The 14379-nt window shown below is 60.4% G+C and carries 14 protein-coding genes; 11 read left to right on the top strand and 3 right to left on the bottom strand.

The features are described 5' to 3' along the window. Window positions 1–5 precede the first annotated feature (5 nt). Together relB and F2P67_RS20600 are read right to left on the bottom strand one after the other, a co-directional pair. Complete coding sequence (gene relB, locus F2P67_RS20605; protein WP_166222980.1) at window positions 6–200, bottom strand: type II toxin-antitoxin system RelB family antitoxin; 195 nt, start codon at window positions 198–200, stop codon at window positions 6–8. A 243-nt stretch (window positions 201–443) separates the two neighbouring features. After that, on the bottom strand, window positions 444–1391 hold the full coding sequence (locus F2P67_RS20600) for a SphA family protein (protein ID WP_166222978.1): 948 nt from the start codon (window positions 1389–1391) through the stop codon (window positions 444–446). A 211-nt stretch (window positions 1392–1602) separates the two neighbouring features. Between F2P67_RS20600 and F2P67_RS20595 the strand changes: the two genes are divergently transcribed. From F2P67_RS20595 to F2P67_RS20545, 11 genes are all read left to right on the top strand, one after another. Further along, window positions 1603–2700: an AraC family transcriptional regulator gene (locus tag F2P67_RS20595; protein WP_166222975.1), complete on the top strand. Its 1098-nt coding sequence runs from the start codon at window positions 1603–1605 to the stop codon at window positions 2698–2700. A 182-nt stretch (window positions 2701–2882) separates the two neighbouring features. Further along, window positions 2883–3770 (top strand): Dyp-type peroxidase, encoded by an 888-nt coding sequence (locus F2P67_RS20590; RefSeq protein WP_166222972.1) that lies wholly within the window; start codon window positions 2883–2885, stop codon window positions 3768–3770. 10 nt (window positions 3771–3780) lie between these two features. Next, entirely contained in the window at window positions 3781–4749 is a 969-nt protein-coding gene (locus tag F2P67_RS20585) for a Gfo/Idh/MocA family protein (RefSeq protein WP_166222969.1), read from the top strand. A 223-nt stretch (window positions 4750–4972) separates the two neighbouring features. Further along, window positions 4973–5740, top strand: coding sequence for a GntR family transcriptional regulator (locus F2P67_RS20580; RefSeq protein WP_166222967.1), 768 nt, complete (start codon window positions 4973–4975; stop codon window positions 5738–5740). Then, window positions 5737–7467 (top strand): fumarate reductase/succinate dehydrogenase flavoprotein subunit, encoded by a 1731-nt coding sequence (locus tag F2P67_RS20575; protein WP_166222964.1) that lies wholly within the window; start codon window positions 5737–5739, stop codon window positions 7465–7467. The genes F2P67_RS20580 and F2P67_RS20575 overlap by 4 nt, the downstream gene beginning before the upstream one ends. A gap of 25 nt (window positions 7468–7492) precedes the next feature. After that, entirely contained in the window at window positions 7493–7738 is a 246-nt protein-coding gene (locus F2P67_RS20570; protein WP_003225615.1) for a 4Fe-4S dicluster domain-containing protein, read from the top strand. A gap of 246 nt (window positions 7739–7984) precedes the next feature. Continuing rightward, a complete protein-coding gene (locus F2P67_RS20565) occupies window positions 7985–9388 on the top strand; it encodes an ABC transporter substrate-binding protein (RefSeq protein ID WP_166222961.1) in 1404 nt (467 codons plus the stop codon). Between the two features lie 209 nt (window positions 9389–9597). Further along, window positions 9598–10380, top strand: coding sequence for an ABC transporter permease (locus tag F2P67_RS20560; protein WP_166222958.1), 783 nt, complete (start codon window positions 9598–9600; stop codon window positions 10378–10380). Further along, the gene (locus tag F2P67_RS20555) at window positions 10380–11228 is read left to right on the top strand and encodes an ABC transporter ATP-binding protein (RefSeq protein WP_166222955.1); all 849 of its coding nucleotides are present in this window, start codon (window positions 10380–10382) and stop codon (window positions 11226–11228) included. The genes F2P67_RS20560 and F2P67_RS20555 overlap by 1 nt, the downstream gene beginning before the upstream one ends. Further along, a complete protein-coding gene (locus tag F2P67_RS20550; RefSeq protein WP_166222953.1) occupies window positions 11225–12187 on the top strand; it encodes a HEAT repeat domain-containing protein in 963 nt (320 codons plus the stop codon). The genes F2P67_RS20555 and F2P67_RS20550 overlap by 4 nt, the downstream gene beginning before the upstream one ends. Further along, window positions 12184–12459 carry a DUF971 domain-containing protein gene (locus tag F2P67_RS20545; protein WP_166222951.1) on the top strand — a complete coding sequence of 92 codons (276 nt, stop codon included), beginning with the start codon at window positions 12184–12186 and terminating at the stop codon, window positions 12457–12459. Before F2P67_RS20550 ends, F2P67_RS20545 begins: the two co-directional genes overlap by 4 nt. 112 nt (window positions 12460–12571) lie before the next feature. On the opposite strand, the gene F2P67_RS20540 is transcribed toward F2P67_RS20545, so the two are convergent. Then, window positions 12572–14230: a phosphoethanolamine transferase gene (locus tag F2P67_RS20540; protein WP_166222949.1), complete on the bottom strand. Its 1659-nt coding sequence runs from the start codon at window positions 14228–14230 to the stop codon at window positions 12572–12574. Window positions 14231–14379: the final 149 nt, after the last annotated feature.

Below are 14379 nucleotides of genomic sequence, written 5' to 3'. Positions count from 1 at the left end.
TCTATTCACGCCGCAGCGCGTCGCGTCCTGCGCATTTCTTCCAGCATTTGGTCGAGCATTAACATAGCTTCATCATGGGGAATGCCAGGACTAGGATCATCGAATGCAGCCTGTACTTTTGCTCGAAACCAGCGATCGTAGCTTTCGGCCTCTTCTTCGGATTCAAACTCGGAATAAAACGGGGAAAGCAAAAAGCTCATAGTGGCCTCGGTGATCAATCTCAAGGGGATTGGTTCGCTGTCGTCACTCGCAAACGATGTACCCTATGAACCCTGAGGAACCATGGGATAACGAAAGCCAGTATCTGCAAGCGCCCCCGTTAAATCTGCCGGACGTTTCCCACCGTTGTCCGGCAATCTCGACCGCCGCTGTAGGCGTATTCCTCCCCTCTGTTTTTCAGGTTTTCAGCCTACAAATCCGCGCGCACCTTCCTACAAATGCACTCAGAACGCATACGGAATACTCACCTTCGCCCACAACATTTCCCCCTCCGGCCGGTTCTCCACATCGAACTCCTTGGCCCAGCGAATCTCCGCACTGGCGTACTTGAGAAAGGTGAAATGCAGCGCCGGGCCGATGGCGAACACCTTGCCGCGCACGCCGTCATCAACGTCCTGGCCGGCAAACTGCACGGTGTGGCCGAACTGTTTGTCGTCGGTGGTCTGCTTGAGGTAGTAGCCGTTGACACCGAACATCAGGTCGTCAGTGATTTTGTAGCTGGCCGAGTAATCGAAATGGAAGATCTGCCCGGACTTGTAGTCGGTGTCCTTGTTCTTCTCATTGAAGCTGTAAGTGGTCTTCATCGAGACTTCGGTCTTGTCGGTCGGCAGCCAGGTGAAGGAGAACAGCGGTTTGTAGGTGTAGAAATTGTTGCTGGTGTTGGCCAGGCGATCGACGCTGTATTCGCCAGTGGGCACGGTGATTTCAACGGCGGCGCCGAGAGTCAGGTTCTTGCCCATGTCCCACAGAATGATCGGCGCGAAGGTGGTATCGCCCATGCCTTCGCGGGTGTCGCTGAGGCCGAATACTGAAACCTCCTGCTTCAGCCACGGCTGGGCGATATAGCCGGCCAGGCGTCCGCCGAATATACGTACCGGGCTTAAATAATCGAGACGCGGGATTACGGCGGTGGATTCGATCTCGACGTTGGGCACCTTGCCGCCAAACGAGCTGATGTTGAGCTTCGTCGCCTTGTAATGGTTGTAGTAGAGGTTGAACGCGACCATGTTCTCCGGAAGGCTGTCGACTTCCAGCGGCAGCATGAAGAATCCGTCCGTGCCGGTGCCGATGTTGTCGACGCCGGCTTCAGTGGCCAGAGCAGGCAGGGTCGCGGCGCAGCCCAGCAGCGTCAGGGCCAGGCGGCAACGGTAAGTCGCGCGGTTCGGGTTCATATCCGTCCTCATTATTATTGTGATTGGGCGCAACGCCGGCACGCAGGACGCCCGGCACTATAGAAATAAGCGCTTGGCGCCCGACAGAGCAGGGTATTGGCGGACAGTTATGGGGACTTCTGCGGACAGTGCGTGAACCCTGTGCTAACTTCTTTCGACATAACCGGTTACAAAAATAACAATCAAGCGTGCTCCGGAATGTCTCTCCCCCATGAACGTAAAAGTCCAAGACCCGACCTTTGAACTGGCGCTGGTCTCGCCGTTTCTCCTGCAAACCCTCGCCGAAGTCGCGCAGAACAAGGGCATCGACCCCGACAGCCTGTGCCGTGGCCTGGGCTTAACCCTTGAAGATTTGCAGGACCCTGCGCAGCGGATTTCCTATCGTCAGGCCGTGGCGATGATTCAGCGCGCGCTCAAGGCGCTACCCAATCAGGGCTTGGGCCTGTGGGTCGGTGCGCAGAATGTCCTCGGCACACTGGGGCTGCTCGGTCATGTGTTGTCGTTGTGCAAGACCTTGCGCGATGCCTTTGCCTTGGGCATTCGCCATCAGCACACTTCTGGCGGGATTGTGGTGTCCAGCGTCGATGTGGTGGGTGAGCAGGTGCTTCTCGATGCCGAGTGCCGCTTGCCGTTCGCCGATGTTCAGGTGTTCGCGGTCGAGGAGTTTTTCGCCAGTCTGCTGGTGTACGGCCGCGCGCTGGCCGGGGCCGAGTTCAAGGCGATTGCCGTGGAATTCGTACACGCCGCACCGGATTACGTGAGCGAATATCACCGCCTGCTCGGGCCGAACGTGCGCTTCGGTTGCCTGCACAATCGCATGCTGATCGACGCGCAATGGCTCGACGTCAATCTGCCCAATCACCACTCGCTGGCCCTGCGTCAGGCCGTGGCGTTGCTGGAGCTGGAAGCGGCGCAGGTGCATCAGAAGCTTGATCTGATTCAAGCCGTGGAGCGCGCAATTGCCCGGGACCTGAGCCGTGGCAGCCACATCGAAAAGATTGCCGGCGACCTGAACATGAGCAGCCGTACTTTGCGCCGGCGCCTGACCGAGCATTCGCTGACGTTTGAGGCATTGCTGGAGCAGGTGCGACAGGCGCGGACGATGAGTCTGCTGGCCAATCCGGACATGCCGATCGAGCGGATTACCGAGGAGGTGGGCTACAGCGATGTGCGCAGCTTTCGCCGGGCGTTCAAGCGCTGGACGGGGATGAGCCCGAGTGCCTGGCGTAATGACGCAAACCCTCACCCCAGCCCTCTCCCAGAGGGAGAGGGGGCCGACCGAGGTGTCTTGCTTCATGCACCGACCTGAACGTTTTGCGTCGATTATGGATTCAATACCGCACGTTCAAGTCGGTGCATTTCCCGAATATCCCCCATTCGGTTCCCTCTCCCTCTGGGAGAGGGCTAGGGTGAGGGGCTTTTGGCGTCATCCAAACCCACACAAATCCTCCGGCCACAGGTAAACTCCCGCGCACTTTCCAAGGAGTTCACATGAGTTACTACCAGCCGGGCATTCTCGCCACCCCTGTTCCTGCGCAAGCACGTCATCTGTTTTTCGCACTCGAGTCGGTTGAAGCATTGCCGCAGGCGATCGACAACCTGATGAATCTGGTGGACGGGCAGTCGGCGGTGGTCGGTTTCGGTGAATCCCTGGTCAAGGCCCTGAATGTGCAGATCGACGGCCTGCGCAGCTTTCCGGCGATGACCGGTGTCGGCGTGGAAAACCCGTCGACCCAGCATGCGCTGTGGGTCTGGTTGCACGGCGTTGATCGCGGTGAATTGCTCAACCGCTGCAATGCCTTCGAAGCCGCACTGGCTCCGGCACTACGTCTGGTGCAGATGCAGGAAGCCTTCCGCCACAAGGACGGCCATGACCTGACCGGTTATGAGGACGGCACCGAAAACCCGCATGACGAAGCCGCCATCGCCGCCGCCCTGCAAAGTGAAGGCGCCGAAGGTCTGGTCGGTGGCAGTTTCGCCGCGATCCAGCAGTGGCAGCACGACCTCAAGGGGTTCCACAAGCTGTCCGCCGACGACAAGGACAACATCATGGGCCGTCGCCTGAGCGACAACGAAGAAATCGACGACGCGCCGGTTTCTGCCCACGTCAAACGCACCGCCCAGGAAAGCTTCGCCCCTGAAGCGTTCGTCGTCCGCCGCTCGATGCCGTGGATCGAAGGCGACCGCGCCGGCCTGATGTTCCTCGCCTTCGGTTTTTCGCTGGACGCGTTCGAAGCGCAACTGCGCCGTATGAGCGGTCTGGAAGATGGCATCACCGATGGCCTCTATCGCATCAGCCGACCCATCACTGGCGGCTACTACTGGTGCCCGCCGTTGAAGGACGGTCACCTCGATCTGCGCGCCTTGCGCATCGGCTAAAGGCATGAACATGGACGTGGTGCGCTGGGGCATGATCGGTTGCGGCAGTGTCGCTGAACGCAAGAGCGGGCCGGCGTTTTATAAAGCGCCCGGTTCGGCGCTGGTGGCGGTGATGGGCCGCCGCCTCGAAGCCGTGACCGACTACGCCGCGCGCCACGGTATCGCCCGGGTCTACACCGATGTCGATGCCCTGATCAACGATCCCGAGGTGGACGCGGTGTACATCGCCACGCCGCCCGACAGCCACCACGCTTACAGCCTCAAAGTCGCCGCCGCCGGCAAGCATTGCTGCGTGGAAAAACCCATGGCGCTGAATGCCGGCCAAAGCCGCGAAATGCAGCAGGTGTTTGCCGCCGCCGGTTTGCATCTGTTCGTTTCCTATTACCGCCGCTCGTTACCGCGTTTCGCCCAAGTGCGACAATGGCTGCAGCAGGGGCGCATCGGCGAAGTGCGGCACCTGAGCTGGACGCTGACCAAGGCGCCATCGCCCAAGGATCTGGACGGCAGCAACAACTGGCGAACCGACCCTGCGGTGGCCGGCGGTGGTTACTTCGCCGATCTCGCCAGCCATGGCTTCGACCTGTTCCAGTACCTGCTCGGCGACATCGTAGAAGTCGCCGGATTCACGGCGCGTCAGGCCGGTCTGTATGCGGCGGAAGATGCCGTCAGCGCCAGTTGGCGGTTTGCTTCAGGAGCGCTGGGCATGGGTTGCTGGAGCTTTGTGGCCGATCGACGCGAGGATCGGGTCGAGATCATCGGCAGCCATGGGCGGATCAGTTTTTCCGTGTTCGATGAACATCCCGTTCAACTGCACGCGGATGAAGTCGTCAGCCTGGAAATCGCCCATCACGAGCATATCCAGTGGCACCACGTGCTCGGCATGAATGCCCATATTCGTGGTGTTTCCAAACATCCCGCCGTCGCCGAACAAGCCCTCAAAACCGACTGGGTCATGGACCAGATCCTCAAACGCCACTGATTCCCCAGACCACACACTTTCTCTTTGTGGGAGGGGGCTTGCTCCCGAAGGGGCCGGCATTGCTGGCATCACTATTGCCTGATACACCGCCTTCGGGAGCAAGCCCCCTCCCACAATGTTCTTTGTGTTGTCGCATCTAAGGTTATGCCCAAACAATATTTCTCAACCTTGTCATAACATCTCTAAGATCACCTCATAACTCGTTATGACAAGTGATCCCGTGATGACCGATAACGTTCTCTCCTTAAGCCCGCTCTCCTTATCAAGTGTCCCGCTGCACACCCAGCTGCGCGACGTACTGCGCGCCCGGATTCTCGACGGCGAATACCCGCAAGACAGCCAGATGCCGTCCGAAAGCGAACTCGGTGCACTGTTCAAAGTCAGCCGCATCACTGTGCGTCAGGCACTGGGTGATCTGCAGAAAGAAGGGCTGATCTTCAAGATCCACGGCAAAGGCACCTTCGTTGCCAAGCCGAAAACCTTTCAAAACGTCAGCAGCCTGCAAGGCCTCGCTGAGTCCATGACCGGGCGTGGCTACGAGGTGATCAACCGTCTGCGCAGTTTCAAATTCATCCCTGCCGACAAGCGTGTCGCCGAGCGCTTGCAAGTCGCCGAAGGCGAGACCGTGGTGCAGATCAAACGCGTTCGGCTGATCAACCGCGAGCCGATCTCGCTGGAAATCACCTACCTGCCCAAAGCAGTTGGTGAGCGGCTGGAGAAGGCTGATCTGGTGACCCGCGACATCTTCCTGATTCTGGAAAACGACTGTGGCATCGCGCTCGGCCACGCCGATCTGGCCATCGACGCGGTGCTGGCCGACAGCGACCTGACCCAGGCGCTGAACGTTGAAGCCGGCTCGCCGATCATGCGCATCGAACGCCTGACCCACGACGCTAACGGCCAGCCACTGGACTTCGAACACCTTTACTACCGCGGCGATGCGTTCCAGTACCGACTGCGGATCGACCGGCAAAAAGGGGAGCAGGCATGACGCGCAACACCCTCGAACAGGAATACGACATCGTCGTGATCGGCGGCGGCACCGCGGGCCCGATGGCCGCGATCAAGGCCAAGGAAAAGAACAAGGAGCTGCGCGTGCTGCTGGTCGACAAGGCCAACGTCAAACGCAGCGGCGCGATCAGCATGGGCATGGACGGCCTGAACAACGCGATCATTCCCGGCCACTCGACGCCGGAGCAGTACACCAAGGAAATCACCATCGCCAACGACGGCATCGTCAATCAGGCGGCGGTGTACGCCTACGCCACCCACAGCTTTGAAACCATCGAGCAGCTCGACCGCTGGGGCGTGAAGTTCGAGAAAGACGAAACCGGCGATTACGCGGTGAAAAAAGTCCACCACATGGGCGCCTACGTGCTGCCGATGCCAGAAGGGCACGATATCAAGAAAGTCCTCTACCGCCAGTTGAAGCGCGCGCGGGTGAGCATCACCAACCGCCTGGTCTGCACGCGTTTGCTGACTGACGAGGAGGGCACCGTAAACGGTGTCATGGGCTTCGACTGCCGCACCGCCGACTTCCATGTGATCAAGGCCAAGGCAGTGATCCTCGCCTGCGGCGCGGCCGGACGCCTCGGTCTGCCGTCCTCGGGTTACCTGATGGGCACCTACGAGAACCCGACCAACGCCGGCGATGGTTACGCGATGGCGTATCACGCCGGGGCCGAGTTGGCGAACCTGGAGTGTTTCCAGATCAACCCGTTGATCAAGGATTACAACGGCCCGGCCTGCGCCTACGTCACCGGCCCGCTGGGCGGCTACACCGCCAACAACAAGGGTGAACGCTTCATCGAGTGCGACTACTGGAGCGGGCAGATGATGTGGGAATTCCACCAGGAACTGGAGAGCGGCAACGGCCCGGTGTTCCTCAAACTCGATCACCTGGCCGAAGAAACCATCCAGAACATCGAAGAAATCCTGCACAGCAACGAACGCCCGAGCCGGGGCCAATTTCACGCCAATCGCGGTACCGATTACCGCACGCAGATGGTTGAAATGCACATCTCCGAAATCGGTTTTTGCAGCGGTCATTCGGCGTCCGGGGTGTGGGTCAACGAGCGCGCCGAAACCTCGGTGAAAGGTTTGTACTCGGCCGGCGACATGGCCGCCGTACCGCACAACTACATGCTCGGCGCGTTCACTTACGGCTGGTTCGCCGGGCACAACGCGGCGGATTTTGTCGCCGGGCGTGAATTTTCTGCGCTGGATGCCGAGCAGATCGAAAAGGAGAAAGCCCGGGTCTATGCACCACTGGATCGCGAGCACGGTCTGCCGCCGGCACAGGTCGAGTACAAGCTGCGCCGCTTCGTCAACGACTACCTGCAACCGCCGAAAGTGACCAAGAAGATGCAGATCGGCCTGCAACGCTTCAACGACATCGAGCGCGATCTCGAGCAGATGAAAGCCAACAATGCCCACGAACTGATGCGCGCCATGGAAACCAGTGTGATCCGCGACTGCGCCGAAATGGCCGCCCGCGCCTCGTTGTTTCGTGCCGAAAGCCGTTGGGGCCTGTACCACTATCGCGTCGATCACCCGCAGCGCAATGACACTGAGTGGTTCTGCCATTGCCATCTGAAGAAGGGCGAGGACGGCCGGATGACCAGTTTCAAGAAAGCCGTCGAGCCTTACATCATCCCGCTTGATGCCGAAGAAATGCAGGCCTATGACCGCTTGCGTGTTGGCGCTTTCGCTGCTTGATGCATCACTAGAGAGAGTCCGAACCATGGCCTATCAAGCCCAGGAAATCTTCTTCCGCTCCAACGCCCCCGTCACCGTGGACGAGGATAAATGCATCGCCGAAAAAGGCTGCACCGTGTGCGTCGACGTCTGCCCGATGGACCTGCTGGCGATCAACCCGGCCACGCAAAAGGCCTACATGGCCTTCGATGAATGCTGGTACTGCATGCCCTGCGAAAAGGACTGCCCGACCGGTGCCGTGAAAGTCGATATCCCTTATCTCCTACGGTGACCCCAAATCCACTGTGGGAGGGGGCTTGCTCCCGAAGAGGCCTGCATTGCTGGCATCTCTATTGATTGGAACACTGCTTTCGGGAGCAAGCCCTCTCCCGCAAGGGATCTCCCACATTCGGGATTTGTGGCAAGCCAAAGCTATCCGGCAACACCGGACGCCTGATTCAAGACACCCCTCGTTTCCCACCGCGCCCTGATCGCGGCGGAGACGAACATCCTATAAATGATTCGAGGGGATTAAACCATGTTGCGTGCAGCAATCGCCGGTCTGGTACTGGCTTCGTTCACCCTGTCGGCCTCGGCCGAAACCATCCGCATTGCCATCGGCACCCAGGACACCACCATCAACTGCGCCGCCGGTGGCCTATTGATTCGCGAGCTGGGCCTGCTCGACAAATACCTGCCTCACGACGGCGCCTATAAGGACGCCAAGTACGACGTGCAGTGGAAGAACTTCACCAGCGGCGCACCGCTGACCAACGAGATGGTCGCCGGCAAACTCGACTTCGGCGCCATGGCCGATTTCCCCGGCGCGTTCAACGGCGTGGCGTTCGAAACCGCCGGCAAACACAGCCTGTTCATCAGCGTGCTGTCGGGCAGTATCAAGGGCAGCGGCAACGGCATCGTGGTGCCGAGCGCTTCCGGCGTGCAGTCGCTGAGCGAGCTCAGGGGCAAGACCATTTCCGTACCGTTCGCCTCCACCGCCCACGGCATGTTGCTGCGCGCGGTGGCGGAGCAGGGTTGGGATCCGCTGAAAGATGTCAACATCATCGCCCAGCCGCCGGAGGTCGCAGGCTCCGCGTTGCAGGCCGGCAAGATCGACGCCCACGCCGACTTCGTGCCGTTCGCCGAACTGTTCCCGAGCCGTGGTTTCGCCCGCAAGATCTACGACGGCGCCCAGGCCAATGCGCCGACTTTCCACGGTGCGCTGGTGGATCAGGCCTACGCCAGGAAGTACCCGGAAATCGTCGTTGCCTATCTGCGCGCCAGCATCGAGGCCAATCAACTGCTGGCCGCCGAACCCGAGAGGTACAGCGAACTGATCGCCAAGGTTACCGGCGTTGATGCCGAGGTCAATTACCTGTTCCACGGCCCGCTCGGCGTGCAGACCCGTGACCTGAGCTGGAAGCCGGAATATCGTCAGGCCGTTGGCACCGCCATTGATACGTTGAAGCTGCTGAAGAAGGCTGATCGTGGGCTCGATCTGAATACCTTTATTGACGATCAATACATCCGTGCGGCGTTCAAGGCTTCGAATCTGGATTACACGGCGCAACTGGGCAATTACGCGCAGACCCCGTTGCAAGCCACGGATGCGGCGACTGCGAAAGCGATCACCGACTTCAGTCACGTCGCCGAAATCTGGGTGCGTGGTGAAGACAAGGTGCGCCAGTACACCTCCGCTGAATCTGCGTTCACTGCGCTCGCCGCGCTGAAGCAGGAAGGCAAGAACATTCGCGCTGTGTATGCGCAGGCCAGTGACAGCGGGATCAAGTTGCTGGCCGATCAGGCGTGGTTTGCCAGTGATGCCAAGGGTCGCTTGAGCGCGTTTCTGCTCAAGGGCCAGGCGCAGCAATACGCGTCGGCGCAGGGCGGGAAGGTGTTCGACTTCACCGACGCCACCACCCAGGCCGTGGCCACCCGCTGATTGAAGATCAAGAGCCCCTCACCCTAACCCTCTCCCGGAGGGAGAGGGGACTGACCGTATTGTTCTGAAGAGTTACGCCGACCTGAAATATCGAGCCGAACTCAGGTTTTGAAAGGCTTGAAGATCGGCTCCCTTTCCCCCTCGCCCCCTTGGGGGAGAGGGCTGGGGTGAGGGGGGGCGATCTCAGCCATCACACGGAAAATCGCTCCATGAGAATCACAAAAAACCGCTGGATACCCAGAGCAACCTCCCTAGTACTCTGCCTGCTCTTCTGGCAACTCGCCGCCAGCCACCACTGGAATCTTGGCCTCGTCACCTTCGCCAACGTACCAACCCCGCTGGCCGTAATCGAAGCCGCTCTCGGCCTCGGCGACTCCGGCAAGCTCATCCAGCACCTCACCGCCAGCCTCAGCCGCGTCTTCGTCGGCTACCTCGCTGCGCTGGTGATCGGCATCGCCCTGGGCCTGGCCATCGGCCGCTCGAAATGGGCCGAAGACCTGCTGCTGCCACCGTTGGAAGTGCTACGGCCGATCCCCGCCGTGGCGTGGATTCCGCTGGCGATTCTGATGTTCCCGTCTTCCGAACTGTCCATGGTTTTCATCACCTTTACCGGCGCGTTGTTCCCGATCCTCCTCAACACCGTCCACGGCGTCGAAGGCGTCGATCCTCGGCTGATCGCCTCGGCGAAAAGCCTCGGGGCAGGGCGCCGGGCAATCCTGCGGGAAGTGATCCTGCCCGGCGCCGCGCCGAGCATCATCACTGGCCTGGCGATCGGCATGGGCACGTCGTGGTTCTGTCTGGTGACCGCTGAAATGATCTCCGGCCAGTTCGGCATCGGCTACTACACCTGGGAGTCCTACACCATTCAGAACTACGCCGACATCGTCGTCGGCATGTTGCTGATCGGCGTGCTGGGCATGGGCAGCAGTCTGCTGATCAAACGCCTCGGCGCAGTGTTCACGCCTTGGCATCGACCACGAGGAAAAGCCTGATGAGCGCGATGCAAACCCCGGAAGGGCGGATCGACATCCGTCAGCTGTCGATTGTCCTCGGCGAAGGCCGGCAAGCGTTCGAAGCGGTACAGGGGCTGGATTGCCAGATCGAGCCCGGCCAGTTCGTGTGCATTCTCGGCCCGTCCGGTTGCGGCAAATCGACCTTGCTCGGCGCGCTGGCCGGGCATCTGCAACCCCATGCTGGGCAGTTGAAAGTCGACGGCGCCGAGGTGTCTGGCCCGTCGCCACAGCGCGGCATGGTGTTCCAGCATCACACCCTGTTTCCGTGGCGCACGGTGCGCGACAACGTTGCTTTCGGCCTGAAGATGCGTGGCATCGGCAAGACCGAGCGCCATTGCGCTGCCGATGAAATCCTCGCACTGGTCGGCCTCGAAGGCTTCGCCGAACGCTGGCCCGATCAACTGTCCGGTGGCATGCAGCAACGGGTGGAAATCGCCCGGGTGCTGGTCAATCGTCCCCAGCTGTTGCTAATGGACGAGCCCTTCGGCGCGCTGGATGCGCTGACTCGACTGAACATGCAGGAACTGCTGCTGGACATCTGGACGCGCATTCGTACCACCGTGGTCTTCGTCACCCACGACATCGACGAGGCGCTGTTCCTCGCCGATCGCTTGCTGGTGATGAGCGCACGGCCGGGGCGAATCATCGAAGACTTGCGTCTGGACTTCCCGCGCCCACGCACCACCGAACTGGTCACCAGCCACGAATTTTCGCGCCTCAAACGCCATTGCCTCGACCTGCTGCGCCACGACAACGACCGACCGCTGCCGCGCCTCAATCCGCTCGGCCTGCCTCCCGAAAACCCTTTGCCGCGATTTGCCTTATGACCTCTATTTTTGCTGTGACCGATATCCAGGACATCCTTGCCCTGCAACCGCGCCTGACCGCCGACGACGCCGGGGTACGGCGCATCGCGCTGATTGATCTGGCGGATCTGGAAGAGCCGGACGGCTTGCTCTGGCTGGTCGATCGCCTCGGTCAGGATCCCGCCGAAGAAGTCCGCGCCGAAGCTGCGCGCTTGCTGGAAGCGTGGGAAGACGAGGAGGTCGTGCAGGCCTTGTGTGAAGCACTGACCGACCCGGCGCCCGCTGTGCAATCCGCTGCGGCGCAAAGCTTGAGCCTGCTCAAATCCGAGGCGGCGGGGCGGGTGATTCTGCCGTGGACCGCTCACGCCGACGTCGCGGTGCGGATCGCCGCGTTCCGCGCCTTGCGAGAACTGCGTTTCGCTGACGCTGCACCGGCGGCGCTCGCGGCGCTGAATGACGCCGACGCCAATGTCCGTCGCGAAGCCGTTGGTGTGCTTGGCTGGCTCAAACAACTTGATGCACTGCCAGCCCTGGCCCGATTGGCCAGCGAAGATCCCGACACCGAAGTCCGCCGTGCCGCCACCGGCGCTCTCGGTTTGGCCTCCAGTGCAGACGTCTTGCCGGCCCTGCGCCAGGCTTTGCAGGACAGCGCCTGGCAAGTGCGCGAAGAGGCCGCAACGACATTGGGCAAGATCGGTCACCAAGACGCCGGCCCGGCGTTGGTCGAGGCCTTGAGCGACGACTATTGGCAAGTTCGCCTGCGCGCCACCCGCAGTCTCGGTCGCTTGCGCTTTGCCCCCGCGCTGGACGCCTTGATCGACACCCTCGGCCACCGCATCAGCAACCTGCGCAAGGAAGCGGCGCTGGCCTTGGGTGAACTGAATGATCGCGGCGCCGTGGCGGCGTTGCAGGCCGCGCAGGATGACGGCGACCCGGAAGTGCGCAAAGCGGTGCGCATTGCCTTGAGTCAGTTGCAATGAATCCGCTGTCGGTGGGCAATTCGCCGAGCGAGCAGACGCTGCGGTTGAGCTGGCCGGACGGGCGCGAACAGCAGCTCAATCACGCCGAATTGCGCCGCCAATGCCCGTGCTCGCAATGCCGTGCGTTTCGCCTGCGCGGCTCGCCGCCACGGGTCGATGACCGCGTGCGCATTCTCGAACTCAACCCCCAAGGCTACGGCCTGCAACTGATCTTCAGCGACGGTCACCAGCGCGGCATCTACCCGTGGGCCTATCTGGCAAACCTCAAGTAACTGTGGGAGGGGGCTTGCTCCCGAATGCGGCTAGTCAGTCAGCTCAGATGTGGCTGACCCACCGCCTTCGGGAGCAAGCCCCCTCCCACAGGTTTTTGTAGTGTTTGATGGGTTATTGCGCAGCCGTCATGGATGGTCGGCAGCCATGGAAAATATCCAGCCCCGGCTGATACAGCGAAGTCTTCACTTCAAACAGACCGAGCACCGAATGAAACAGGTTGTCGTGGCTAAGGTCTGCCTGACCGGTTTTGCCTTGCAGGCAACCGCGATCAATCCCTTCATGAGCCAGCGTGTTGTCGCCAAACCACATCACCATCGGCACATGGGTCTGTGCCTCCGGCGCCAGCGCATAAGGCGCGGCATGCAGGTACAAGCCGTTTTCCCCGAGGGATTCGCCGTGATCGGAAACATAGATCATCGAGGTATCCAGCGTCGCCTGATTGCGCTTGAGCAGTTCGATCACCTTGGCGAGGAAGTGGTCGGTGTACAGGATGGTGTTGTCGTACACGTTTACCAGTTCATCGCGGCTGCAACTGCCCAGTTGATTGGTGTGGCAGATCGGTTTGAAGCGCTCCATCTCTTTCGGATAGCGCTCGTAATACTCGGGGCCGTGGCTGCCATCGGCGTGCAGCACAATGATTGCGTGGCCCTTGAGGCTGTCGATGTAGCTTTGCAGGTCGGCCAGCAACGCTTCATCGAGGCAGTTGTTGCCGTCGCAGAACGGCCCCGGCTGATTCTTCGAAATATCGCGATGCGGCACGCGCAGGCAAGTGCCTTTGCAGTCGCTGTTGTTGTCCAGCCACAGCACCTGCACGCCGGCGCGTTGCAGGATATCCAGCAGGCCTTCGTAGGTTTTGCCTTTCTTGTCGCTGTAATCCTCACGCGGGAACATCGAGAACATGCACGGCACCGACACCGCCGTCGACGTACCGCAGGAGTGCACCTGCTTGAAGTTGAGGATGTCCAGTTTGCTCAGTTGCGGATTGGTCTCGCGCTCGTACCCGTTCAGCGAGAAATGATCGGCGCGGGCCGTTTCACCGACCACGAAGACCATCAGCGATTTCTTCTCGCGGCTGGCAGCCTTGGCGCTCATCACCGCGTCTTCGCCGATGGCCTGCACCACGAAATGCTTTTTGATGCCCAGGCGCTGCTTGGTGTATTTGCTGATCGCGTAGATGTAGTTGGTCGGGTTGATGAAGTGGGTGAGTTTGTCTTCCTCGCGAAAGATCGGCGCGTAGGTCGAATAGAACGCGCCCACCGACGCGGCGATCACCAGCACACAGGCGACGATTACCAGAATCTTGTTGAGCAGGCCGCGAAAGAACGGCCGATAACTGACCGGCCAGCGCCAGATCAACGCCGCCGGCAAGACGCCGAGCAGCAGCACGTAAGCCAGCAACTTGCCGTTGAACAGAGCGGCGGCTTCGGCTGGGTTGGTTTCGAATACGTTCTGAATCATCACCGTGTCGATGGTGATCCCGTATTCGTTCATGAAATACGCCGCACAGGCCGACAGCAGTGCGACCACGGTGAGCACTGGTTTCAGCGTCCAGCGGAATGACACCAGGGTCAGCAGCAGGGTGATCGCGGCCCACAGGAACACCCCGAAGGATGCGAAAAACGCCACTTTGTGCGTGCCTTGCAGGGTAATCAGCGTGCCCAGCGCCTTCCAGGTCGCCAGGTTGTATAGCGCGACCAGCGCCAGAGAAAACAGCAGCACCAGTCGGGTAGGAGTGATGGACGGTAAACGCAGTCCGTTGCCCAAAGCCATGTCAAACATTCCTCTACATGAATGAAAAACCACGCGGTTCGCGTGTAACTGTAGAAGAACATTAGTAAAAAATTCGTAAACATCCTGTAACAAGTGGTTTGCGCAGATCAAAAATGTGGGAGCCAGCCTGCTCCCACACTTTAATTTCA

It is taken from the genome of Pseudomonas atagonensis, from assembly GCF_011369485.1.
GTDB lineage: Bacteria > Pseudomonadota > Gammaproteobacteria > Pseudomonadales > Pseudomonadaceae > Aquipseudomonas > Aquipseudomonas atagonensis.
This window is presented reverse-complemented; position numbering and strand designations above follow the sequence as displayed.

What these genes read in the sequence shown, in the direction of transcription:
- relB (WP_166222980.1), bottom strand. Translation starts at nt 200, where the DNA reads ATGAGCTTTTTGCTTTCCCCGTTTTATTCCGAGTTTGAATCCGAAGAA.
- F2P67_RS20600 (WP_166222978.1), bottom strand. Translation starts at nt 1,391, where the DNA reads ATGAACCCGAACCGCGCGACTTACCGTTGCCGCCTGGCCCTGACGCTG.
- F2P67_RS20595 (WP_166222975.1), top strand. Translation starts at nt 1,603, where the DNA reads ATGAACGTAAAAGTCCAAGACCCGACCTTTGAACTGGCGCTGGTCTCG.
- F2P67_RS20590 (WP_166222972.1), top strand. Translation starts at nt 2,883, where the DNA reads ATGAGTTACTACCAGCCGGGCATTCTCGCCACCCCTGTTCCTGCGCAA.
- F2P67_RS20585 (WP_166222969.1), top strand. Translation starts at nt 3,781, where the DNA reads ATGGACGTGGTGCGCTGGGGCATGATCGGTTGCGGCAGTGTCGCTGAA.
- F2P67_RS20580 (WP_166222967.1), top strand. Translation starts at nt 4,973, where the DNA reads ATGACCGATAACGTTCTCTCCTTAAGCCCGCTCTCCTTATCAAGTGTC.
- F2P67_RS20575 (WP_166222964.1), top strand. Translation starts at nt 5,737, where the DNA reads ATGACGCGCAACACCCTCGAACAGGAATACGACATCGTCGTGATCGGC.
- F2P67_RS20570 (WP_003225615.1), top strand. Translation starts at nt 7,493, where the DNA reads ATGGCCTATCAAGCCCAGGAAATCTTCTTCCGCTCCAACGCCCCCGTC.
- F2P67_RS20565 (WP_166222961.1), top strand. Translation starts at nt 7,985, where the DNA reads ATGTTGCGTGCAGCAATCGCCGGTCTGGTACTGGCTTCGTTCACCCTG.
- F2P67_RS20560 (WP_166222958.1), top strand. Translation starts at nt 9,598, where the DNA reads ATGAGAATCACAAAAAACCGCTGGATACCCAGAGCAACCTCCCTAGTA.
- F2P67_RS20555 (WP_166222955.1), top strand. Translation starts at nt 10,380, where the DNA reads ATGAGCGCGATGCAAACCCCGGAAGGGCGGATCGACATCCGTCAGCTG.
- F2P67_RS20550 (WP_166222953.1), top strand. Translation starts at nt 11,225, where the DNA reads ATGACCTCTATTTTTGCTGTGACCGATATCCAGGACATCCTTGCCCTG.
- F2P67_RS20545 (WP_166222951.1), top strand. Translation starts at nt 12,184, where the DNA reads ATGAATCCGCTGTCGGTGGGCAATTCGCCGAGCGAGCAGACGCTGCGG.
- F2P67_RS20540 (WP_166222949.1), bottom strand. Translation starts at nt 14,230, where the DNA reads ATGGCTTTGGGCAACGGACTGCGTTTACCGTCCATCACTCCTACCCGA.